The 24,950-nt window shown below is 49.0% G+C and carries 17 protein-coding genes; 6 read left to right on the plus strand and 11 right to left on the minus strand.

Annotation, left to right across the window (positions count from 1 at the left end; all coding sequences use genetic code 11):
- Positions 1-11: 11 nt before the first annotated feature.
- Complete coding sequence (locus tag Abor_RS07855) at positions 12-1,091, plus strand: EscU/YscU/HrcU family type III secretion system export apparatus switch protein (RefSeq protein WP_048841283.1); 1,080 nt, start codon at positions 12-14, stop codon at positions 1,089-1,091.
- Between the two features lie 243 nt (positions 1,092-1,334).
- Positions 1,335-2,681, plus strand: coding sequence for a flagellar hook-basal body complex protein (locus Abor_RS07860; protein ID WP_048841284.1), 1,347 nt, complete (start codon positions 1,335-1,337; stop codon positions 2,679-2,681).
- 88 nt (positions 2,682-2,769) lie between these two features.
- Here the strand turns inward: Abor_RS07860 and Abor_RS07865 are convergent, their stop codons facing one another.
- The 3 genes from Abor_RS07865 to Abor_RS07875 form a co-directional block, all read right to left on the minus strand.
- Entirely contained in the window at positions 2,770-4,281 is a 1,512-nt protein-coding gene (locus Abor_RS07865) for a protoglobin domain-containing protein (protein ID WP_048841285.1), read from the minus strand.
- Between the two features lie 28 nt (positions 4,282-4,309).
- The gene (locus Abor_RS07870) at positions 4,310-4,723 is read right to left on the minus strand and encodes a flagellar biosynthesis regulator FlaF (protein WP_084594431.1); all 414 of its coding nucleotides are present in this window, start codon (positions 4,721-4,723) and stop codon (positions 4,310-4,312) included.
- A gap of 139 nt (positions 4,724-4,862) precedes the next feature.
- Positions 4,863-5,504: an HD-GYP domain-containing protein gene (locus Abor_RS07875; RefSeq protein WP_048841286.1), complete on the minus strand. Its 642-nt coding sequence runs from the start codon at positions 5,502-5,504 to the stop codon at positions 4,863-4,865.
- A gap of 391 nt (positions 5,505-5,895) precedes the next feature.
- Here Abor_RS07875 and Abor_RS07880 point away from each other — a divergent pair, with 391 nt between their 5' ends.
- Complete coding sequence (locus Abor_RS07880) at positions 5,896-7,233, plus strand: GGDEF domain-containing protein (protein ID WP_048841287.1); 1,338 nt, start codon at positions 5,896-5,898, stop codon at positions 7,231-7,233.
- A gap of 33 nt (positions 7,234-7,266) precedes the next feature.
- Here the strand turns inward: Abor_RS07880 and Abor_RS07885 are convergent, their stop codons facing one another.
- Together Abor_RS07885 and Abor_RS07890 are read right to left on the minus strand one after the other, a co-directional pair.
- Positions 7,267-10,398 (minus strand): EAL domain-containing protein, encoded by a 3,132-nt coding sequence (locus Abor_RS07885; protein WP_084594432.1) that lies wholly within the window; start codon positions 10,396-10,398, stop codon positions 7,267-7,269.
- 605 nt (positions 10,399-11,003) lie between these two features.
- The gene (locus Abor_RS07890) at positions 11,004-13,382 is read right to left on the minus strand and encodes a heavy metal translocating P-type ATPase (protein WP_048841289.1); all 2,379 of its coding nucleotides are present in this window, start codon (positions 13,380-13,382) and stop codon (positions 11,004-11,006) included.
- A 224-nt stretch (positions 13,383-13,606) separates the two neighbouring features.
- On the opposite strand from Abor_RS07890, the gene Abor_RS07895 reads away from it, so the two are divergent.
- Entirely contained in the window at positions 13,607-13,954 is a 348-nt protein-coding gene (locus Abor_RS07895; protein ID WP_048841290.1) for a metal-sensitive transcriptional regulator, read from the plus strand.
- 49 nt (positions 13,955-14,003) lie between these two features.
- Here the strand turns inward: Abor_RS07895 and Abor_RS07900 are convergent, their stop codons facing one another.
- From Abor_RS07900 to urtA, 6 genes are read right to left on the minus strand one after another with little or no spacing between them, the layout of a single operon-like run.
- Positions 14,004-15,020, minus strand: a complete 1,017-nt coding sequence (locus tag Abor_RS07900; protein ID WP_084594433.1) for a HoxN/HupN/NixA family nickel/cobalt transporter — start codon at positions 15,018-15,020, stop codon at positions 14,004-14,006.
- A gap of 40 nt (positions 15,021-15,060) precedes the next feature.
- Positions 15,061-15,756: an urea ABC transporter ATP-binding subunit UrtE gene (urtE, locus tag Abor_RS07905; protein WP_048841291.1), complete on the minus strand. Its 696-nt coding sequence runs from the start codon at positions 15,754-15,756 to the stop codon at positions 15,061-15,063.
- Positions 15,757-15,791: 35 nt separating this feature from the next.
- On the minus strand, positions 15,792-16,532 hold the full coding sequence (gene urtD / locus Abor_RS07910) for an urea ABC transporter ATP-binding protein UrtD (RefSeq protein ID WP_048841292.1): 741 nt from the start codon (positions 16,530-16,532) through the stop codon (positions 15,792-15,794).
- Entirely contained in the window at positions 16,529-17,668 is a 1,140-nt protein-coding gene (gene urtC / locus Abor_RS07915; protein WP_048841293.1) for an urea ABC transporter permease subunit UrtC, read from the minus strand. Before urtC ends, urtD begins: the two co-directional genes overlap by 4 nt.
- Positions 17,665-19,266 (minus strand): urea ABC transporter permease subunit UrtB, encoded by a 1,602-nt coding sequence (urtB, locus tag Abor_RS07920; protein ID WP_048841294.1) that lies wholly within the window; start codon positions 19,264-19,266, stop codon positions 17,665-17,667. Before urtB ends, urtC begins: the two co-directional genes overlap by 4 nt.
- Positions 19,259-20,599, minus strand: a complete 1,341-nt coding sequence (gene urtA, locus Abor_RS07925) for an urea ABC transporter substrate-binding protein (RefSeq protein ID WP_048841295.1) — start codon at positions 20,597-20,599, stop codon at positions 19,259-19,261. Before urtA ends, urtB begins: the two co-directional genes overlap by 8 nt.
- A 140-nt stretch (positions 20,600-20,739) precedes the next feature.
- Between urtA and Abor_RS07930 the strand changes: the two genes are divergently transcribed.
- Together Abor_RS07930 and Abor_RS07935 are read left to right on the plus strand one after the other, a co-directional pair.
- Positions 20,740-24,066, plus strand: a complete 3,327-nt coding sequence (locus Abor_RS07930) for a hybrid sensor histidine kinase/response regulator (RefSeq protein ID WP_048841296.1) — start codon at positions 20,740-20,742, stop codon at positions 24,064-24,066.
- Entirely contained in the window at positions 24,063-24,950 is an 888-nt protein-coding gene (locus tag Abor_RS07935; protein WP_048841297.1) for a response regulator transcription factor, read from the plus strand. Before Abor_RS07930 ends, Abor_RS07935 begins: the two co-directional genes overlap by 4 nt.

The raw sequence follows: 24,950 nt of genomic DNA on the forward strand, positions 1-24,950 counted from the left end.
AGCGAGCAACCATGGCAGAAGATGGGTCAGGCGGGGGAGAGCGGAGTCAAGCCCCAACAGAGAAGCGCCTTCAAACCGCGCGTGAAGAAGGGAATATTGCTCAGTCCAGAGAACTGGGCATGCTCTTAATTCTGGGTATTTTTCTACTCGTTTTTTCAACCACAACGGGCGTTTCTGCTAAACGATTTTTGCTGCATATGCGCGGCATTATGGAGCATTTTGGCAGCACCCCGTACGACATGACCGTTGTGTACGACCTTGCTAAACAAGCCTTTATTGAAGGCTTGTTTTTGGCCGCCCCCTTGGCCTGCACAAGCTTTACCGTCATTCTTACTATCGGTTTTTTACAAACCTCTTTTTTGTTTCGTCCTGAATCTTTAGCACCAGACATCTCACGTCTTTCCCCCATGCGGGGCATTAAGCGTATGTTCAGCGTGAACAACTTGGTCGAAACACTCAAAAGCCTTGTTAAATTTACGGCCTTCGGCACCCTGCTTTATGGTGTCGCTAAAAAAACGCTCGCCATTGCCCCACTCACTGAGCGCTGGACTATCCCCTATCTCACCTCTCAAATTGCTGGCTGGTTTATCTATGCCACACTGGTTATTTTGGCCCTGCAAGCACTCATTGCAGTACTGGACGACCTCTGGACACGCTACAACCGACTACGCGGCTTACGTATGAGCTTTCAAGACATTAAGGAAGAAACCAAACAAACAGACGGTGACCCCCACATTAAGAGCAGACAGCGCCAAATCCGCCTAAAACGCTCCCGCCAACGCATGATGCATGATGTTCGCAAAGCCACGGTGGTTATTACCAACCCCACACATTACGCAGTCGCCTTGGTTTACGACGCCGCAACAGATGCTGCCCCAAAAATTGTTGGCAAAGGCACAGACGAACTCGCGGCCCGCATACGTGAGGCAGCAACCGAGGCCAAAGTGCCGGTCGTCCCCAACCCACCCTTAGCGCGCGCCCTCTACACTCTCCCCTTAGAAAGTGAAATTCCTGCTGAGTATTTCCAACCCGTTGCCGCTGTCATCGCTTATATCATGAAACTCAAAACACCCGGCTCACGTGCCTCATAAAGTCTTAAATATACCCTACCATATCAGTGCTTTATTACTCCTTTTTAATTAAGCCAAAGTTTCCTATTCTCGGTAAAATCTTGTATTTTAGAGCACGCATGCTACTCAAGACAGCAAGCATAGGTGCGCCCGTACGTCATAGTACACGCACCACCAACCCTGACGGCTGTTCGCTTTTCCGCACTCTCATGCGGGCCTTCACGAACACGCCCTTCAAACGCGTAGGCAAGACAGGAACCCTTCATGTCGGTTTTTAATGCGATTTCAACAGCCGTTAGCGGGATTAACGCCCAATCCACCGCTTTTTCAAACCTGAGTAACAACATCGCCAACAGTCAGACCGTTGGTTATAAAGCCGACTCAACCGCATTTCAGGACTTTGTTTCAGGCCAACTGATCAACAGCAGCCGCAACGAAGGAAATTCCGACTCAGTTGCCGCCGTCACCATCCAGCACGTTGACAAGCAAGGCACAGCCACAGTCAGTAACGACAGCTTAGCCATGTCCATTGATGGCTCAGGTCTATTTAACGTAACAAAATCGCCTTCAGACACATCGTCAAGCGCCAGCCTAAACCAGACCCGGTATTACACCCGTAATGGCGAATTTTATGAAGATAAAAATGGCTATCTGGTTAACACTAGCGGGTACTATTTGAGCGGGTATAAAGTAACAGACCAAAGCACTGGCACTCTGAGCAACCAACTCACGTCGGTCAATGTTGCTAACGTACAGTATTCTCCTATTAGTAACCCTACTATTTCGGTTAAAGGTTACGTTGGCAGTTCTGTCGACAAAACGACATCAACTGCCACTAACTCACAAACAACAACCATCTACGATTCAAATAATGACGCCCACAATGTAAAGCTTGATTGGTCATATGTGTCTGACTCGACAACAACCAACAACCTACAAACATGGAAACTAGACGTTAGTACACCCGATACTAACAGCTCAGTTTCCGGCACCTATTACGTTCAGTTTGATTCCACAACAGGTGCAATTCAAACCGTTTCCAAAAGCGAAGACGGAACAAATAGCCTTATTTCAACCACCAATTCGTCAATCCCTCTCACTTTCAACTATACAGATTTACAGTCTCAATCTGCATCAATGCCTTTCCAACTTAATTTAGGGTTACAAGGCAGCACCTCGGGGGCCACTCTTTCTTCCTCTACCGGCCCCGTAATCACAACACCCACAACAGATAGCAAAAGCAGCTCTCAGGTTGGGTCTTACACTGGTGTTGAAATTCAGAGCGACGGCACCATTATGGCAAAGTTCAGCTTGGGTGATACGCAAGCAATTGGTCAGGTCGCTTTAACCAACTTTGCCTCGGTTAATAATCTACAAGAAGTCAGCGGTCAGGCTTACCTCGCAACCCCTTCTGCAGGCACCCCCCAGACAGGTCTTGTTGGCGAAAATGGTACAGGCTCACTCACTGTCGGTTATACGGAATCCTCTACAACAGACCTTACCAGCGACCTTTCCGCTCTTATTATTGCTCAGCAGGCCTACACAGCGAATACAAAAATTGTGACAACAGCAAGCGAACTGTTGCAGACAACAATCGCAATGAAACAGTAATAATTTTAAGAGGTCAGGATCCTTTTTAAGGCCTGACCTCTCACTTACTTTAACAGTAAAATAAAAAATCTTTATTACAGAAAGTATCTTACGAAAGCGTAAAATTACTCACTAAGCCAACCATCTTATCTGACCTCTCAGTCAAATCTTTACAATCTAACGATGTAGAACGGGTCATATTGGATGTTTTTTCAGTCAGATCTCGCAAGGCTTCAGCCTCACCGTGCGTTTCTTTTACACTGATTTCTTGCTTACCCATTTCTACATTAATTTTAGAAATAGCATCACTTACTATAGTAATACCCGAGCCAATTTCTTTTAAATCAGACATCATGAAATTAACGGCTCTATCTCCGTTACAAATCATGGTTTCACTCTGCCGCGCACAACTTGCAATTTGACGTGCCGCCTCTGTGGTTTTTACCGACAAATCTCTAATAGCCGTTGCCACAACAGAAAAACCACGCCCCATTTCTGCTGCGCGAGTAGCTTCAACATTTGCATTCAATGCTAAAAAATTTGTCTGAGCTGCAATGTTTTGTATTGTATCAACGAGTTCAGAAATAGTGTTCCATGCTGCTCTAATTTCAACCATGGTTTCTTGAACATGGCCAATATTAGTACTTCCTCTGGTTGCCGCAACAACACACTGCCTTACAGCGTTTTCAGCCGCGCCAGTTTCTCCGGCCACATCAGAAATAGACGTCTCAAGTGCTGCAGTTGCATCTGTAATTTTACGAATAGAACCAACCTGCTCTTCGCTTTGATAAAGAATGCTACTACTACCCTTATTGATAGATGCCGCAGACTCACGCACAAGCCCAGAAGCTTGGCGTATTTCTGAAACAATACCACCAAAACCATTTTTAAGATTATGAAACGCCTTGGCTAAAAGCGGAGATTTCTCAGAAACATCTGCACTCAAACTAGCTTCTAAATCCCCCGCCGCTACCCGGTCGATAGCCCGAGCTATTTGCTCTAGCGCAGATCTTTCTTCATCAGCGCGCGCTTTTTCTTCTTGTAATTTCTCGAGATAGATAGAGATTGAAAGATCCATATCAAGCAATGCAGCACGCGCCAAAGTGGCTATTTGCGTAGCGAGTTGCTCTGCTGCCTCTTCAATTTCTTGCTCCTTTGGCCCGACAAGAGCTCCCAAGAGGCCTTTATGCTGCTTATAGAATGCTAAAATCTCTCGCTTTATCAATTTATGAAATATGCCAGACAAAAGAAGGGCATAACCACCAATATACCACCGTGGTGCAATGCCCCTCTGCGCATGCACCGCGCCAATACGCATAACATCCTGCACATAGTCAGGCCCAAAACGGCCTGTCAAAATCGTTTGCCAATGTGCCAATTGCCGCGACTGGGCAGTATGCATCATCTCTTTATTAGGGAAAAACTTAGCCATTTCTGGCATAGTTTCCAAGCGGGCATAAAATTCGCTTAGGCTTTCCTCTAATATTTCAGGCATGCTTGGGCGTAAATGAGCAAGTATATCTGCAGCCTGAGCATCTAGCTCCAAAAAATGCAACCTATCTTGTATAGAATGCACTTTCCCAAGCGGCACCTCCTTCTGCCCCTGCCCTATTACACCCATTTTTTATCCTTACGCGCCTAATCAAATTTTACAGTACAACATCAGCAGAGTTGTGCGTGCCTTCACTTTCGTTGCTCACAGAATTTTCATCTTCAACCAACCCATCCAGAATATTGTTGGCAATATCAATCAAAGGGTCGAGAGAGAGAGAGCTATCTAGCAGTGCACGAATAGCATAGCCTTGGGCCTGATTGCCCAAATGTACAAACAGGGTGCGATCTTCCAAGTCTGTCACACCTGCGTCTAGCACGTTCGCTTTAATAATCAGCGACCACAAACGCTGATGCTCTGTCAGAGCATCCATACGCTGTTCGACATTATGGCTCATCGCAGCAGCTTGTAACTTTTCAATTAAAATAGCAAAGCACGCAGCGTCAGCCTGCCTGCCTGTCATGGAAGAATCTGCCACCTGCTGGTAGGCCTTCATTGCGGAATTAATCATACTTTCTTTGGCTCCAACGTCCCCAAAAACACGCGAGTTTATTCTATCAAATCACATAACATGCAGGGAGAGATAATCTTGCAATTCCGCCTCTTATTATCTCAAAGAAATAAAGTCTCATTCCACCACAATCACGGCATTAAGGCGTGCTGCCAGACTGTCCGCCGACAACACTCGCAGGCATGCGCGGCGGTGGGGCCACACTTACACGCGCAGCTAAAATGGCATTATAATTTTCTAACACAGCATCAAGCAAAACTGGGTCAAATAACTTTCCCCGCCCCCGCACAAGCACATTGCGAATAACTGCCGCAGACAAGCCAGCCTTATAAGCCCGAGGCGAAGCCAAAGCGTCTATTACATCTGCAATAGCAACAAGCCGTGCAGGCAAAGGTATAGCCTCACCCCGCAAATTCCCTGGGTAGCCGCTTCCATCCCAGTGTTCGTGGTGGTCGTTAATACATGTGCCAATAACCTGCGGCACATGCCCCAAAGCTTCTTTAACGATAGCAAGCCCATCTTCAGGGTGGTTCGCTATAATTTTCCGCTCGTAATGCTGCAAAGAGCGTTGTGCAAACAGAATATCAGGCGGCACCATACGCTTACCTATATCATGCAAGCGTGCACCAATAACAATTGGCCATACATCTCTGTCCACTAACCCAGCTGCAGCCATAATAGTTGGAATCATAGCTGCCACACGGTTACCATGACCATCATTTTCAGCGCCAGCCTGAGTAGCCAGACTCTCCAGTTTATGCCTCAGGCTAGGAGTCACCACGCCCCAGTTCCCTTGCTTCTATATCCCACGGCTCCCCTTACTGCCTCGAACATAAAATCCCCACCTCACTCTCCACAAGAAAAAACATCCACAGCAGCAGACGTAACCCACATACCCTAAACTGCCTTATTCCATATATTCACTAGTTATATACAGAAGGATTTATTATTATTTTTCCATGTTTTAAGAGTGTAAAATACTTCTCTTTTCCCAAGTCTTGGTAAAAAATCACTCCCTATTGATTTATGCATTTTTCATCACTAACCTCTAGATTAATCCTTATTGTTAATGAAGCTAAATACTTGCAATTGTATGAAGTATTTGTCGATATTTGGTGTATAAGGGATAAGTTTTTAATCGCTGGCAACAAAGCAGAGTATAAACAAGCGTCATGAACGATTTGGCACAGAACACCCGCCCCATACGCTACAAGCTATTATACCCAGAGACACAGCAAATCTTACATGATGTCATAATGAGTGAGGCAAAAAACCTCACAGAAAAATTCTATAGTTATTTTTTAAAGAACGAAGAAGCCGCAGCGTTTCTCTCTCATGATGATGTGCGCAAGCACCTCGCGCCATCTATGGAAAAATGGCTACACTCTTTATTTGACCCCCGGAACCCAGAAATTAACCACGAACAACAACGCAAAATAGGAAAAATACATGCACAACTGGGCATTCCTATCCATTTAGTCTTAAGAGGGGCAATTCTTCTTAAAAATGAACTCGGCCATAATCTGGTTAGTATTATGCACGACCCTGTCCCCCTTGGTGACGCACTACTTTTTGCATGCAATAAAATTGACAAAGCTATAGCTTTAATGAGCGCTGCTTATGTTACAAATACAAAGCGTAACGTAAGAACAGTTGAAGCTTATCGCGTCATGTCTTTAGGTCAAGACATGACCGTTGAACGAGAAAGCCAGCTTATTGCCCTTATGGAGTGGAGCCAGAATTTTCTTTTCACGCTCATTGCGCATGACAAATCGTTTTGTCCGCTATCCAATTCTGCTTTTGGTTTATGGCTACGTCATCGAGCAATAATGCTCTTTGAGAACACACCAGAACTAGATGGCTTGATACAAAAGTCTTCTGAATTTGATCAAGTTCTTTTACCAGAAGCCAAACGTATTAATGCTATAACGCAGCAAGCATATACCTTAAAATTCCAAGCTGCTGTGCAGGAATTAAAATATTTACTCACTACCCTCTTCCAACGTGTGCAAGGCCTTGAAAGAGGTATTGATCCCTTAACTTCTCTGTTGAATAGACGGTTTCTTCCTACAATTCTGTCTCGTGAGGTAAGTGCCGCCTCTCACGATCAATCAGCACTCTCAATTGTTATGCTCGACATCGATCATTTCAAAAAAATTAATGATACATACGGGCATCCCGGAGGAGATAGAGTTTTAAAGCAAGTCGCTGAACGTATTCAAAATACAGTGCGACCCTCAGATTTTCTTTTCCGTTACGGTGGAGAAGAATTTCTCATTATTCTCACTGAAATTGACGGGCTTGCAGCCTTAAAAATTGCAGAGCGTTTACGAGAAACTATTGAAAATGTGCCTTTTATTATGCCAGACGAAACGCAACTTACTGTTACGGCATCGCTAGGTGTTGCAAACTATGATGGCCACCCAGACCCTGATGTCCTCATATCAAACGCGGATAGAGCTTTATATAAAGCTAAGCAAAACGGCAGAAACCAAGTCGCAAAAAACTAAAATTTTCAGAGCTTGAAAGAATTACTAGGGCTTTCATACTCCAGTAATTCTTTTTACAAGCCATGTTGTAAATTTATACGAGGCCGCTATTGGGTCTGGCCCATAGTAGCACTCCTTGTGCCATTCAGCTACTTCTGTATCCGCCAAACCCTGAGCATTTAACCATGCTGTCATAAGGCAGCTATGGTATGAATATTTACTTAATGTCTGCCCGCCACGCGTTGACATCCAGTGGTATGCCAAAGCACCTAAATCGCTCACCAAACGTTTTCCGTTAGACTTAAGATTCACAGACGCGCTGTAACGCTCTTTCCACTCCAAGAAATTTTCAGGAGCCAATGGGCGAGCAATACCAAAGCCCTGCCCGCATTGCGCTCCCAAATGCGACACCGCTTCAATAACCTCATCATTCTCTAGCCCTTCCACAATAATCTGCTCATGGAAGTCACGCCCCATATCCAGCACTGACTTGACCATACTAAAAGTTTGCAGCGGAGAAATGTAAATATTCCTTAAAATACCTTGGTCTATTTTAATAACATTAAATGCAAATGAAGACAGACGTGAAAAATTACTATACCCAGCACCAAGGTCATCTATCGCAATTTTAACCCCTAGTTCTTTATAACGCTGTATAGCCGTATCCTGTAATTTTGCCTCTATTCCTGGCGTTTCAAGTAATTCAACAGTTAAATTCTCAGCAGGCACAGCATAACGTTTTAATATACCACTAACCCAATCCGGACCCTCTTTATTAATAAGGTAAGTTGGGGGCATATTAATTGCCAATTTAATAAAATAGCCTTGGGCTTCCCATTTTTTGACAGAAGAAAGCCCCTCTTCAAGCCCCATTTGAAAAAGTCTATCTAACTCACTCTGCCCTAAGAGAGAGAGAAAACCTGCTGGTTCAATAATGCGGCCATCGACGTCTTCAATCCGCGCAAGAGCTTCAACTTTTAACAGTTCCCCTGTACGCAAATTAACAATAGGCTGCACATACATACGCAAGCCACCATTAAACAACCGGTCACGCAAATAACATGATTTTTCTTCGGTTACGGCTATACCCTGCTGAGAACTGCACCTTACCCACAACTGCTCCCAACGATATTGCAGGCTACGCGCAAATTGCTTCATACGCTGTGTTTCAAATTGGTTAGGGTACGCCCCTAACACTGTCAAAACGACCGCAAGCTGCTCTTTTTCAGATGAAATTGGGATACTCAGAGAAGAACGTATGGCTAGAGGCTCCATCATATTACGCCAACGCGCCCCACGAGGGTCTGTAATATAAGAAGCACAACTATGCTGACGGCGGGTACGCCAAGCTAAACCAGTAACTGAATTTTGGAATGGTGACTTTGCGGTAAGCGTAGGCTGCCCAATATTTTTATGAATAGCGTCAGCCAAAGCCGTACCTTTGCTGCCCGCGCTATGCTCTACAATTAACTCACCGGCAGGGTTCATACGAAACAGCAAAACAGCCCTAATGCCAGGGAGTCTTGCTAAGGCATCCATGCCATTTTTACTAATATCTGGCCAAATACGCCCTGTAATTGGCACCCTATCGAATAAAACAGAAAAATAATTTTGCTCTATAATTTGAGCTGCTTTCAGTTGTGCTCCTTTGTCATCTTGTAAACGAACCTCGGTTGTTAATAAAATATGGTAGCGGTCATAAGCACGAAGCAGAGCTTTATCCAAACTATCAATAAGTAGGCGCCTATAAATACTATAAGACTCACTCAACAAAGAAGGTGAGATACCACAAAGTGCATGAATGACACCTAATTTACTGGCTCTCTGCAGAATATCTGATTGTTTTGTTTTTGGATCCAATAAAAAATCAAGATGGTCGGCTTGTTTTTGCTTGAGATGCTCTTTTTCATCATCGGAAAGCGTTGCTAAAATTTCCCGTGCTTCATCAATTTTAGCGAGTTTTTCATAAAAACTATCAATAAAATTCTGACGAATACGTAACAAAAACGTCTTAGCACGTGTTAGTAAGTCCTGAGCCTCTAAGCCATACGCCTCAAAAGAGGCCTGCTGAAATGCTTCTTCAATTTGCAGAGGCATACAACTACTGGCCAAAGACCACCAGTTTTTACGATTACTCTTGTTTTGTTTAGATTGATACATGGCGGCATCGGCACGCCGCAACAATGTATCCAACTCTTCACCATCAACAGGGTATAAAGCCAACCCCAATGTCATACCCACCATGGCGCTCGCATGTTCGCCAAATTTAAATGGCGTTTCTACGGCAACATGCAAGCTGTCCAAAACTTGCATAACCTGCGAAACGCTTAAGAGAGAATCAAGGTTTTCCAGAACAACAACAAACTCATCACCACCTAAGCGCGCAACGTAATCTGCCTGGCGCAAACTTTTTTTCAAACGTTGGCTAAACTCTTTGAGCAGGCAATCTCCGGCTTTATGGCCAAATCCGTCATTAACAGACTTAAAATCGTCTAGATCAAGCATACCCAATGCGAGGGTAGTACCGTTCTGCTTGGCACGCGCTAATGCCTGCGGCAAATATTCATCGAGCGCCAGACGGTTAGGCAGAGCTGTGAGCGGGTCATGCCGAGCAAGCCATGCTTCTTCTGCCTGACGGAGCTGTAATCTTTTTTGAGAGTCAAATTTATCTAAAGAATGCCCCAAAAGATTGGCAACCCTGCGGCATAAACCAATTGATTGCTCATCAAACATATCGGTCTGGGCAAATACAAAAGAAATAACGGCCCAGCAAACTCCACTACGCCAAACTGGAACCGATAAAACTGCCCGCCACTGGTTCCTTTCCAGAAAATCGAACCAAGGTGCCTGTTTTTGATCCTCTAGTTCATCATTGGAGTAAACAAGCTGCTGGCATTCCCACGCCCTAACAGCAACGGGCAAACATGGTGTGGGCTGAGTATAACCGCATTCAAAATCGGCTAAACCATCGGTTCCGGGGCCAGCACTTGCAAGTACCGTAAGGCGGCTACCTTTACTTTCTTTACGACCAATCCAAACAGCTTGAAATAGCGCATCGCGCACTAGATCTGCACATGTTTTGTCGCACATTTCTGTGTCGGTTGCTGCAAGCAAAACAGCATCTGCCGTATTCAAAAGGGCGCAATAAAGTCTCTGCACGGGATCTAGATATTTCACTTCCTGCATAAGACAGACCCCACCCTTCTCTACAACGAGGAATAGCTTATATGGCGCATATTTGCGAAATCCAATATTATTTACTCACCTGCTGGCCATAATAGCCAAATATTCATCTTGGCTAAGGGTATGCCTTCGTAAGCGTATGCGACAAACCCGCACCTGATGACTATAACTGACACAACATGGACTTCCATTTTATTATGCTATAGCGCAACGCCCATTGCAAAATAAATTGAGTTTGAAAATAATAAACAAAATATTCTTAATAAGTTAAAATTATACTTCGCAATAACTCCACAAATTCATCACTCTTAAAGAGTTTTTACAAAGTACAAATTGTTTTGTATTGAAGCCTTACCTTCTGCTCTCTCGCACGTAAGAAGCCCCACACACAAAAACGGGCACAAGAACTCTAAAATAGTAAATATCCACCTGATTTTAAAAAATAATATTCACTCGAAGCTAGCCGACACTTACTACCTCTTTACAATAAACCAAACCCATAAGCATTAGCGCAACTAACCGTTGCAGGTTGCTCAATAATGGCCCCACCTAACGACACTGTGAATAGAGCGACACCGACTCGCTCCATTAATCAATGAATGACATGCTTAGCCTCGTTTTTGCTCCAAAGGCTTCCAGCGGTTCAAAAGTAAAGAATTGCTCACAACAGAAACCGAACTCATGGCCATAGCCGCTCCTGCCACAATGGGGTTCAGTAAACCGAATGCCGCCAAAGGCAACCCCAATACATTATAAATAAAAGCAAAAAATAGGTTTTGCCTAATTTTAGAGAGGGTGGCCCTTGAAAGTGAGATCGCATCGAGCACACTTCTAAGGTCACTTTTCATCAGCACAATGTCTGCACTTTCCAACGCCACGTCAGACCCCGCACCAATAGCAAACCCGACATCTGCGGCGGCTAAAGCAGGTGCGTCGTTAATGCCATCACCTACCATGCCAACCAAGCTCCCCTCTGCCCGGTAAGCCTGTACCTTCTCCGCTTTCTGGCTCGGTAGAACACCAGCCAAATAAGCATTCACGCCCACTTGCCGTGCAACGCGCTGCGCTGTGCGTTCGTTATCACCAGTGAGCATAATAACCTGAATGCCAGCAGCTTTTAACGCAGCCACAGTAGACGCTGCCTCGGGCCTTAGCTGGTCTAATAAGGCAATATACCCCAACACCTCAGTACCGAGCGCCACGCCGATAACAGTTTTACCGTCTTGCTCTAGCCCTACCACCATGCCTTGCTTAACAGGCAAGCCTGCATCGGTTAAAAACCGAGGCGAGCCTAGTAAAGCCACTTGCCCAGAAAACTTTGCCTTAACACCCATGCCCGGCACGGCCTGAAAATCTGTAATACTTTGCTCAGGTACTTTTTTTTGCAGTGCGTAATCCACAACGGCGCGTGCTAAAGGGTGTTCAGACCCTTTTTCCAAAGCACAAGCCACACTCAACAAACGCGTTGGGTCTACCTCTTTTAAAGGGAGGACATCACTTACTGTTGGCTTCCCTTGCGTTAGGGTGCCGGTTTTATCAACCAAAATAGTTTTGAGCTTTTGGGCATGCTCCAAAGCATCTGCATTACGGAACAAAATGCCCGCCCGTGCCCCTAAACCAGTGCCGACCATAATAGCCGTAGGGGTAGCCAAGCCCAGCGCACAGGGGCAGGCAATAACCAATACAGACACTGCCGAAACAAGGCTCCATACCACGTGCCCGGTTACAAACCAGCCTAATAAAAACGTCAGTAAAGCAAGCACCACCACAGTTGGCACAAAAACCTGAGACACTTTATCAGCCAAGCGCTGCACACTGGCTTTAGAGCCTTGGGCCTGCTCAACCATTTTAACAATATGCGCCAGCGCGGTATCTGCCCCAACACCAGTGGCCTGCACGCGCAGCAAGCCAGTCGTGTTAAGAGTACCAGCGTAAACCTGCGCTTTTAGCGTTTTCAGCACTGGCAGGCTTTCTCCTGTCAGCATAGCCTCATTTATTTCAGAAGCACCTTCTATAACCACACCATCTACCGGCACACTCTCTCCGGGGCGCACCACAAAAATATTCCCTACTTTTACCGCTTGCACAGGCCGGTCAAGCACCACGCCATCGGCTTCAACATGGGCAATTTGCGGTTGAAGATGCAAAAGGCTTTCAAGCCCTGCACCGGTTTTATTTTTGGCTCTGGCCTCTAACAATTTACCCAAAGAAATGAGGGTAATAATGGAAACACTTGCTTCAAAATATAAATGCTGCTGCGCATGCAGCACAACAACAAAGGCACTAAACCCATAAGCAATACTGGTGCCTAAAACGACCAATACATCCATATTGGCAGCGCCAGCTCTGAGCGCATTCCAAGCCTGTTTATAAAAATGCCGGGCGCAGTAAAATTGTACCGGGGTGGCAAGCACAAATTGCAGCCAACCGGGCAATACATGCCCAAAGCCACAAAACATTGCGCCCATTTCAACAAAAAAAGGCAGAGCCAGAACCAATGTCAGCAAAAAATGGTTGCGCTCACGCCGCCAGCTTTGCGCACGTATAGCCTTCTGGTCTGGCGCGCTTAAGGCTTCTAGTGGCTTTGCACCAAAGCCTGCTTTTTCAATGCAGCTTATAAGGGTTTCAGGCTCAACAACACCGGGTACAAACGTAATATGTGCGCGCTCTGTCGCAAAATTAACATGTGCCTGTGTAAGCGGCACTCTATTGAGCACGCGCTCAATCCGGGCAGCACAAGCCGCACAACTCATACCGGTAAGTGCCAGGTCAAGGCTGCGCTCCGCTACCGTAAAACCAGCCTTGCGCACAGCGGCTACAACCATATCAGGCGTTGTCTCTGGCCAGTTTAAAACAATTTGCGCACGCTCTGTGGCAAAATTGACTACTGCCTGCACACCCTCCTGCCTGTTGAGCACTTTTTCAACACGGGCAGCGCACGCGGCACAGGTCATGCCACCAATAGCAAAACTTATAGTTTCGGGCATGACCTCACTCCTTAAAAGTTTCTGCCCAATATATTATACCCCCCACCCCTATTTTCAAGGGCATTTTTTATTTTGGTATAAGCTCCCTCTTGTTAGCCAAATAACCCAATTACTCAGCCTGCCCCTATTGCAACAGACGCAGATGCTATACAGGACAGGAATGAAGAGTTTGTATCCTCACGCCCAATTTATATGGGTCTAGGTAGGCGGAAGGTATCGTAATTATGGCTACTCAAACGCAAAATACAGCCCCAGCTACAACCTGCACGCACTGCACCACAGAGGCACCGAACACCGAAAAACGGGTTGAACAGCCCAAGAAAAAAGCACTCATCAACCGCTTACGCCGTATAGAAGGGCAAATTGGTGGCGTGCTGAATATGGTAGAAACTGACCGCTATTGTGTTGATATTATTATGCAAATTTCAGCCATCAAATCAGCGCTTGATGGCGTGTCCATTCAAATTCTTTCCGACCATGCCAACGGCTGCGTTCGTAACGCCGTGCAGGAAAATGGCGGCGATGAAGCTATAGACGAACTCTTAAGCGTAATACGCCGCATTATGCGCTAACTTATTCAATGCTGGCTTACCCACCAGCATTGCTACACGCACCCCAAAGTCAGATCTGGCTTGGTGCTCTTTTCTGTAAAAGCCGCGCCACTGCCCATACAGTTAAAAAGACTGCTAAAATACAGCCACCTACGGCTGAGAAATGCTCACTTATAAAACTGATACTCTGAGATAACGCACCAAAAGAGCCATCTCCCCATACAAGTGGCCCTAGCTCCACCACTGCCACGGCGGCGGCTGCCCCTAAAGAGATAAGCGTAATAACTAAATTATAAATTGCCCGTCTGCCCTCAGCCTGCCCACGCCAAGCATACACACGGCACATGAGCACTGTATCTAACGTATCAACCAAGGCCATGGCAGATGTAAATAAAAGCGGTAGGCTTAAAACACCAAGTACCCCTACCCCCTGTGCAGCCTGTAGTGTTGTCATGCCAAGTAGGCTAATTTCGCTGGCTGTATCAAAACCTAGCCCAAATATAAACCCTAAGGGGTACATGTGCCACGCACGCCCAATAAGGCTAAAAAACGGACGTACCACCCAACCGAGCGGGGAGCATACGCTACCCCCTGGCCCCAAAGCAGGGGCTGGTTGGTGTTGCTTAAGCGCGTGCCATTGTTGGGCAGCCATCCAAATATTGGCAATAACGGCAAGACCCATAAAAGAGCCTGAAACGACAGTCCCGAACACCCCACCAATAAGGTGCCACTGCTCTAACACCCCACGCACCGGCAGCAATGCAAGCAGCAAGGTGGCCGCTATAACCACGCTAGAATGCCCAAGTGAGAAAAACAGCCCTACCCGTGATGCCGGACGGCCTGAGAGCATAAGTTTGCGGGTTACGGTATCAATAGCAACAATATGGTCTGCATCTAGCCCGTGGCGTAGGCCAAAAACCCACGCCAGCCCCGCCGTGCCCAGTAAAAGAGGTGACGTACCCAGTAAGCAAGCGGCCCAAACCCACGCCCCAACATTAGCCAGCACCACCATGCCACATAAAAGCTGCTCTGGTTTAGTGGCAAAGTGGCTACTAGCCGCTTGTGAAAACGTGCGTGGTGGGTGCATTGCTACTCTGTTGGCGGCCAGTTGCCCGGCTTAGGCCGCATTAAATGGTAATATGGGCGCGAACATCCTCTGCCGCAAAGTCACATGCTTGCCCGTTGAGCACAACCCGCCCACGGTCAAGCACGGCAATGCTATCTGCCAGTTCAAACGCAAAATCAAAATATTGCTCAACCAATAAAATGGCCATGTCCCCTTTATCGCGTAGCATGGCAATAATGGTGCCAATGTCTTTGATGATGCTCGGCTGAATACCCTCTGTGGGTTCATCAAGCACCAACAAGCGCGGCTTAATAACCAACGCACGCGCAATAGCTAATTGCTGCTGCTGCCCGCCAGATAAGTCACCCCCACGCCGGTCAAGCATTTTTGCCAGAACGGGAAAGAGGTCAAATATCTCATCTGGTACTTTGCGCTGGCCACGGGGCAGCAACCCAAACCCAGTCTCTAAATTTTCGCGCACGCTCAAAAGCGGGAAAATATCGCGCCCTTGCGGTACGGTTGCTATGCCGCGCTTGGCACGGTCGTAGGCGGGTAGTTTGGTAATATCCTCCCCTTCCCACTCAATACACCCCTCACTCACTGCATGCATGCCGGTAACAGCACGTATCAGGCTGGTTTTGCCCACCCCGTTACGGCCCAGCAAGCAAGTTACTGCACCTTGCTTTGCCTCTAACGAAACCCCACGCAGAGCAATTGCTGCACCATAGTGCAAATGCACGTCCTTAACCTTGAGCATGCACACGCCCCCTTTTTCTGCCAGCAGAGTAAATTTTAACGCCCAAGATAGACCTCAATAACGCGAGGGTCGGCACTCACATCGTCTAATGTGCCTTCTGCCAGTACAGAGCCTTCATGCAGCACGGTAACGGGCACACCCAAGGCACGCACAAAGTCCATATCGTGCTCAACCACCACAACGCTGCGGGTTTTATTAATTTCACGCAGTAGGTCGGCCGTTGCCATGGTTTCTGCATCGGTCATGCCTGCTACAGGCTCATCAACCAACAACAAGTCGGGTTCTTGGCCCATAAGCATACCAATTTCCAACCATTGCTTTTGGCCGTGGCTCATGTCTCCGGCTGTAGAGTTTGCAACACTCTCCAAACGGGTCAGGCTCAAAAGCTCTGCCAAACGCTCACGCTCGCGGCTACTTTGGCGGGCAAATAATACCGCAAAAGGTGACCGGATGCCTTTAAGCGAGAGCAACAGGTTTTCTGTTACCGTTAGGGCTTCAAACACGGTGGGTTTTTGAAACTTACGGCCAATACCCAAACGCGCAATGGCTGGCTCATCTAACCGGGTTAAGTCGTGCCCTTTAAAGGTAGCTGTACCGCTATCGGGCCGGGTTTTGCCGGTAATAATATCCATCATGGTGGTTTTACCGGCACCATTTGGCCCAACAATAGCCCGCATTTCTCCGGGTTTAAGCGCTAAGCTTAAAGAGTTAATAGCGCGAAAACCATCAAAGGTTACACTCACATTACGCACATCAAGCAACAAAGCTTCTGTCATGGGTGCTCCCCTTCTGGTGCGCTTACTTCGGGTGTAATTTCTTCAGGGTCGTTTTTCTTGGTTGGCCGCCACAGGCCCATAATGCCGTTGGGCAGAAAAAGAGTTGTGCCAATAAACAGCAACCCAAGCCCGTATAGCCAGAATTCAGGCAACCATGCCGTAAACAGCGTTTTGCCAAAGTTGACTAATATAGCGCCCAGAACTGCACCGCTTAATGTACCACGGCCGCCAACTGCCACCCAGATAACAGATTCAATAGAGTTAGCGGGTGCAAATTCTCCGGGGTTAATAATACCAACCTGGGTTACATACAGCGCCCCCCCAACAGCCGCCAGCATGGCAGAAAAAACCCATACCAACAGCTTAACCTGGTCTGGCCGATAGCCTAAAAACCGTGTGCGGTTTTCAGCATCTCTCACGGCAACCAGCAAATTGCCAAAGCGGCTGCCTACAATAAAGCGTGCTGCAAGCAAGGCCGCAGCCAATGCCACTCCTGTTGCAACCAATAAGGCAGCACGGGTGGCGGGGGCGTGCAGGTCTGCCCCAAGAATGTCTTTAAAGTCTGTCAGGCCATTATTACCGCCAAAGCCAAAACCGTTCTGGAAAAAAGCCAGCATAAGCGCATAAGTCAGAGCTTGCGTAATAATAGAGAGATACACACCAGACACGCGGGAGCGGAAGGCAAGCCAGCCAAAAACCCCGGCCAGCAAGGCTGGCACAACCAAAACCAGCATCATGGCCCATGCAAAATGGTCTGTGCCACACCAATACCAAGGCAGGCTTTTCCATGACAGAAAGACCATAAAGTCTGGCAGGTTTGCATCACCATAGGCACCACGGGCACCAATTTCACGCATGAGATACATACCCATGGCGTAGCCGCCCAAGCCAAAAAAGGCAGCATGCCCAAGGGTAAGAATACCCGCAAACCCCCATACCAGATCAACCGAAAGGGCCAGCATGGCATAAGCCAGATACTTACCGGCCAAAGACACAACAAAGGCAGAAGCGTGCAGTGGGCTGCTTTCTGGCAGTAAGCTGGCCACTGCCAACACTATAGCCGCAAGGAGCACCAAACCCGCTGTCCAAACAACGCTTTTGAAAGACCGCGCAGACTGGCAAGAAAAAGCATTCATGATTCAATACCCCGGCCACGCACAGGAAACATGCCACGCGGGTGCCGCTGTATGTAGGCAATAACCAGCACAAGAATGGCAATTTTAGCAGACACAGCGCCAATAGTTGGCTCCAGTACTTTGCCGCCCATGCCCAGCGCCATGGCTGCAGCCAATGTGCCCCACAAGTTGCCTACGCCGCCAAACACAACCACCATAAAGCTGTCTATAATATAAGACTGGCCCAAGTTGGGGCTTACGTTATCTATCTGGCTTACCGCCACACCCGCCAAGCCTGCCAAACCGGCACCCAGGCCAAATGCCAGAGCATCTACTTTAGGGGTACGGATACCCATAAGGGCTGCCATACGGCGGTTTTGCGTAACAGCGCGCATTTGCAGGCCCAAGGGCGTGCGGCGCAACACAAGCATAAGCCCGCCCAGCACAAGCCCGGCAAACACCAAAATAGCTAAACGGTTCAGCGTTATGTCCAGCCCGCCTAAGGCGATAGAGCCAGACAGCCACGCTGGGGTTTGCACAGCAATATTGGTTGGCCCAAAAAGAGAGCGAATAACCTGCTGCAACACCAAAGAAAGGCCCCATGTTGCCAAAAGCGTTTCAAGCGGGCGGCCATACAAAAAGCGTATCAAACTGCGCTCTATCACCACCCCAATACCGCCGCACACCACAAACGCTACGGGTATGGCAATAAGAATGGCAAAGGGTTCTAGCGCAGGTACGGTCATTTTAATGCCCTGCTGCACAAGCCACGTTACATAGGCGCCAATCATCATCATTTCGCCATGCGCCATGTTGATAACGCCCATAACCCCAAAGGTAATGGCAAGCCCCGTTGCAGCCAGCAACAGAACAGAGCCATAGCTTAGGCCGTAAAACGCATTTTGCAGCACGCTCCAAACACGCAGGTGCCAGTCAATGCGTGAGACGGCACTTTGTGCCGCATGGCGTACGTCTGGTGCCTCCCCCACATTGGCGGCAACACCAGCCAAAAGGCCGCGCGCTTCAAGCCCGCCCACTTCTGCCAAAAAGCCAACCGCTTTAAGCCTTGCCGCCTGCGCCCCCTCCGCCGGAGGCTGCGCCAGCACTGTCGCAGCATGGGCCTGCATCAGTTTTTCACGCACAGCGGGTACTTTTTCGCTGCTCAGGGCATTATCTAACGCCGGGAGAAGGGCTGCATCGTGGCGTGTATAAAATGTCTCGGCTGCTTTTATGCGTTCTTCAGGCTGCGGAGCACTCAGTTCCCTCACCGCCTGAACGCCTGCCAAAACTTTACGAATACGGTTATTAACCCTTACAGGCTTCAACCCTTCTTCAGGGCAGGTTGTGGCCTCACCCGTGCGCGCATTTTGGCAAACCTCGCCTGCGTGAATAAATAACGCGCCATCTGCACCGCTAAAAAGATGGTGCGCCTCTAGCGCCTGCAACGCTGCGTCTGCCTGTGCGCTGCCATTTGCCGCAAGGGCGGTAATGCTGGCAGACACATCTTCAAATTGCGGGCTTGCAAGGCCAGAGAAATCATCTGCCCGTGCAGATGACCCTCCTAGACCGCCGCCCAGACACAGAGCGGCGAGCAGGCAAGCCAGACCCAGCTTACGCATGCTTATGGCTTAGGCAGGTTTTGGTAGCGCTATTGTAATTGCCGCACGCAATAGGCTGGCGCCAGTCGCCTATCAGGTCTTTTGTTTGCGCCACCCAAGGTGACCATGCCTGACCCGGTACCAGTGCTGGGGTTTTCCAGACAACTGAAAACTGCCCATCATCCTGAATTTCGCCAATAAACACAGGCTTGGTCAGGTGGTGGTCTGGCAGCATTTCTGCCACACCGCCAGTCAGGTTAGGTTGGCGAATACCAACCATGGCATCAATCACCTTATCATGGTCGGTTGTGCCTGCTTTGGTTACAGCCTGCACCCACATGTTAAAGCCAATATAGTGGGCTTCCATGGGGTCGTTCGTGGTGCGTTTGGGCTGCTTTGTATAAGCGTGCCATTGTTTAATAAACGCAGCATTTGCTGGGGTATCAATGCTTTCAAAGTAGTTCCATGCCGCAAGCTGGCCAACCAGCGGTTTGGTGTCCATGCCTGCCAGTTCTTCCTCACCCACGCTAAAGGCCATAACCGGCAGGTCGGTTGCAGAAATACCTTGGTTACCCAGCTCTTTATAAAATGGCACGTTGGCGTCACCGTTAATGGTAGACACAACAGCCGTTTTTTTACCCGCAGCCCCAAAGGCTTTAATTTGGGAAACAATGGTCTGCCAGTCAGACTGCCCAAACGGCGTGTAGTTTACCATAATATCTTCATCAGCAATGCCTTTGGACTTAAGGTAGCTAACAAGAATTTGGTTGGTTGTGCGGGGGTAAATATAATCTGTACCCACCAGTGCAAAGCGTTTGGCACCGCCGCCATCTTCGCTCAGCAGATAATCTACCGCGGGAATAGCCTGCTGGTTAGGTGCCGCACCGGTATAGAAAATATTGCGGCTGCACTCCTGCCCCTCGTACTGCACGGGGTAAAACAGAATACCATTCAGTTCCTCAAACACTGGCAGCACAGATTTACGAGACACGCTTGTCCAGCAGCCAAACACGGCAGAGGCTTTATCGACAGACAAAAGCTGGCGCGCTTTTTCCGCAAATAGCGGCCAGTTAGAGGCCGGGTCTACCACAACAGGTTCAAGCGGGCGGCCCAACAGGCCGCCTTTGCGGTTTTGTTCGGCAATCAGCATTAACATGACGTCTTTTAGGGTTGTTTCGCTAATGGCCATGGTGCCAGAGAGCGAATGTAGAATACCAACCTTAATAGGCTCGCCTTTTGGGGTGGCAGCACGCGCATAACCAGCCCCCAGAGCACCACCGAATGCGGCGGCAGAGGAAGCAAGAGCCAAACGGCCAAAAGCACGACGGGAAAGATTCGGCATGGTGTGGGGCATGATCAACGGTCCTTTTGCTGCTATGACCATTGTCCTCTGCGGCACGTTATCTTCCCATACGCATTCCTGCGTATCGGCTTATCCGGTATGCCGTAACACAACTCTTTTTTGCCCACCCGCCACCATGGAAGCCAGTCACCGTGCCGCATTCCATACGCCATTTGCGTATTGTACGCCCCCGCCGGGCTTATAGCCGTTGGGCCGCCAACCAAACGTTTGAAGATTACGCCCTGCGCTTTACCGCGCAGCGTGCCCGCACGGCCACCCCCATGCGCGCAGCCCTTACCGCACTGGGCTCAATCTCCTTTCTGGCCCTAGAGGCTATGGGCGGCACACTCACACTGGCCTTTGGTTTTGCCAATACCGCGGCAGCCATTGCGTTTGTAACCCTTGTTATTTTTTGCGTAAGCCTGCCCCTGTGCCTGTCTGCCGCCCGCTCTGGGCTCGATATAGACCTGCTTACCCGTGGTTGCGGCTTTGGCTATATTGGCTCCACCATTACATCGCTACTTTATGCCAGCTTTACTTTCATTTTCTTTGGGCTAGAGGCCGCCATATTGGCGGGCACGTTACGCAGCTTGCTGGGCGTACCGCTATGGCTGGCATACTTGGTGTGTGCTGTGGTGGTTATACCGCTGGTTATGTGGGGCATTACGTTTATTGCCCGCTTTCAAATAGCCACACAGCCCATCTGGTTTGCCCTCAACTTTATACCCCTTGCCGTATTAGCCGCCACGCAATACCCGCATTTTACTGCATGGACACAGTTTAGCGGCCTGCTAAGCCAGACAGGCCCCCTTAACCCAATAGCTATTGGGGCTGCGGCGTCTCTCATTATTGTGCTTATTTGCCAAAGCGCTGAGCAAATAGATTTTTTGCGCTTTCTGCCAAGCCCTACCCCACAAAACCGCAAGCAATGGTGGGTAGCCCTTATTATGGGTGGCCCCGGCTGGGTGGTATTTGATGCCTTTAAACTCTTTGCTGGCTCATTTTTAGCATGGTTACTGCTCAAAGCCGGTTTTTCAGCCGCACAGGCCGTACAACCGGGGCTTATGTATTATTACGCATGGCATAGTTTTGCTTCTGCCCCCCTTGCCGTTATGCTTACCGTGGCACTGGTGGCTTTAGCGCAAATAAAAGTAAATATTACCAATGCCTATGCTGGCTCTCTGGCATGGTCAAATTTCTTTTCCCGTTTAACCCATACTCACCCCGGCCGGGTGTTTTATGTTGTTTTTAATATCACTATTTCTTTTTTACTGATGGAAGCCGGGCTGGTTAGTACCATTGAAACCGGCATAACCGTTTATGGGGTTTTGGCCTGTGCCTGGATAGGTGCTATTTTAGGCGATATTGTTTTGTGCAAACCCCTTGGCCTTAGCCCTCCCTTTGTTGAGTTCAAGCGCGCTTTGCTGCCAGACTTCAATTGCGTAGGGCTTGGGGCCTGGGCCATATCTGCCTGCTTGGGCATTGTGGCGTTCTGTGGTTTTTTAGGGGCCTTAGCCGCAGCCTATGCCCCCTTTTTAACGCTTTTTACCGCATGCTTAAGTGCACCTGTGCTGGCATGGTTTACGGGTGGGCGCACATACCTAGCCCGCACCCAACCTGCTGGCTGGGCCACAAAGCCCGCCATGCAATGCGTTATTTGCGAACATCATTTTGAAGCGCAAGATATGGCACCCTGCCCGGCTTATGGCGGCACAATCTGCTCTCTCTGCTGCTCGCTTGATGCCCGCTGCCACGACCGATGCAAGCCGGTTTCCATGCGTATGAAAACCCAGTTCCTTACCCCTTTGCGCATTTTTCCCGCACGCTTGCGCCGTTGGCTTTTGGCCCCTGCCGGACGGTTTGTATGCATGCTTGCAGGCTCAGCGCTTATGCTGGGTGGGTTGGCATGGCAGGCTGGTGGCCCATGGCACCATGTGTTGCTGCTGGCCTTTTTGGCCAGCGCTATAGGGGCATGGCTTTTGGTCATGACCCAAGAAGGCCGCCGTACCGCCACGCGCGAAACCCTGCACCAAACCCGTCTCCTCATGAACGAAATACGGGCACGCCGCCGCACAGACGAGGCACTAAAACTTGCGCGTGAAAAAGCAGAATCAGCAAGTCTTGCCAAAACACGTTATATTAGCGGCATCAGCCACGAAATCCGCTCTCCGCTTAACGCCATTATGGGCTATATTCAGCTTTTACAGCACGATAAACGCATGCCCACAGAGCGCCAAAAAACCCTTGGCATTATGCGCGAAAGTGGGGAGCATATTACCAGTATTCTCTCTGGCTTGCTTGATATCTCGCGCATTGAAGCCGGGCGTATTGAACTGCACACAGACACCATTGCTCTGCCTGCGTTTTTAGAATCTGTCGCACAGATGATGCGCCTGCAAGCCCAAGCAAAAGGCCTAAAACTCAATTGGGAACCCGGCTTTCTGCCCGCCGTAGTAACGTGTGATGAACACCGCCTGCGGCAAATTCTGCTTAACTTGCTCTCAAATGCTATCAAGTTCACGCACCGTGGCAGTGTTACGTTTTCTGCCAAATGGTACGGCCAAATTGCAGAATTTGTTATTACCGACACCGGCCCCGGCATTGCCGAGGAAGATTATACCCGCATTTTTGAACCCTTTGAGCGGGGCAGCACCACCGCAGGTATGCCCGGCACTGGTTTAGGGTTAACCATAACCAAGCTGCTTACAGAAATTTTGGGCGGTGAACTCACGTTTACCAGCACACAAGGTGTTGGTTCGCGCTTTCGGGTACGGCTTATGCTCTCTGACCGCGACATTGAACTGCCGCCCCAACTGCCCGCCTTCCCTATTGGGTATGACGGCCCACGCCGTACTGTAATGGTGGTTGATGACAACCAAGAACACCGCCTGATTATGCGCGAAATTTTAGAGCGTTGTGGTTTTGACTTTGAGGAAGCCGAAAGCGGCACCGAATGCCTCGACCGCCTGCCCATAGTGCAGCCAGACCTGTTACTACTAGACCTTTCCATGCCCGGTATGGATGGCCGTGACCTTGCGCTGCGCATTCGCCAAACCGAGTATGCCACAACACCCCTTATTTTCTTGACTGGTAATTTGGTAGAAAGCACCAACCGGCATGTGCCCTCGCTAGATGACTGCCCGGTACTGGGCAAACCCGTAAACCTATCCGCTCTTGTTACCGAAATAGGGCAAATGCTCTGCCTAACATGGCACCTGCCACAACCAGATTTAACACCAACACACCTTATAACATCCCAAGGCATAACCACAGACACAGCCCAGCCTTTGTCAGACACCCAAAGGGCAGCGTTGCTTGCACTCTTAAACAGTGGCAACCTCAGGGACTTACGAGAACAATTAACAATATTGCAGGCAGAGCAACCGGGCCTTAAAGCTGCCCTTGCTCCTTTGTTCGATCTGGTATCCTCTTACCAGCTTGAAGCCTTACGCCATCATCTGGAACAGCCTGCACCATGACCGCACCTGCCGCTAACCGCAAAACCATTCTGGTTATAGATGATGACCCTGCCGTACTGGGCCTGATGGACGAAAAACTGGCGGAGGGCGGCTATATTGTGCTGCTTGCACAATCTGGCGCGGCAGCGCTTGAAGTCATTAGCCACACCGTACCAGACCTTATTTTGGTTGATGCCCTTATGCCCGGCATGACCGGATGGGACGTGTGCGAGGCCCTGCGCTCTAACAGCCGGGCAGCAGGTGTCCCCATTATTTTCATGACCGGCCTGACCGAAACCGAACACGTGCTCCGTGCTTTTGAAGCCGGAGCAGCAGACTACGTGACCAAACCCTTACGGTTAGAAGAAGTTATGGCCCGTATTGGTGTACGGCTTGAAGCCGCAAGCCGCATACGCTCTGCCCACGGTGCACTTGACCGTGCAGGCCGCTACCTGTTTGCCACAACCCGCATGGGCGAGGTACTATGGGCAACACCACAGGCCAGCCTGATACTAGATGCCATACCCCAAAGCCAAGCAGCACTTAAAGCCCTGCCAACCCCACTCCCGCCCCCCGGCACTGTCGTGCTGCAACAAGAGACTGGAGACACCAGCGTGTCTCTCACACTCGTGGGGGCCACCGGGCCTGATGAGTTGCTGTTGCGCGTTGGCAAGCAGGCTATTTTTCCAGAAAACATCTTGCGCACCAAGCTCAACCTCAGCGCGCGTGAGGCTGAGGTGCTGCTCTGGATTTCACGCGGCAAAACCAGCCGCGATATTGCCGATATTTTAGAGGTTAGCCACCGCACGGTCGATAAACACATAGAGCAAATTTACAACAAAACCGGCCTAAGCTCGCGTGCGGCAGCGGCTGCCACCGCATCACGCCTCTTGCAAGAAAACTAA

It is taken from the genome of Acetobacter orientalis (assembly GCF_000963965.1).
Taxonomy (GTDB): Bacteria; Pseudomonadota; Alphaproteobacteria; order Acetobacterales; family Acetobacteraceae; genus Acetobacter; species Acetobacter orientalis.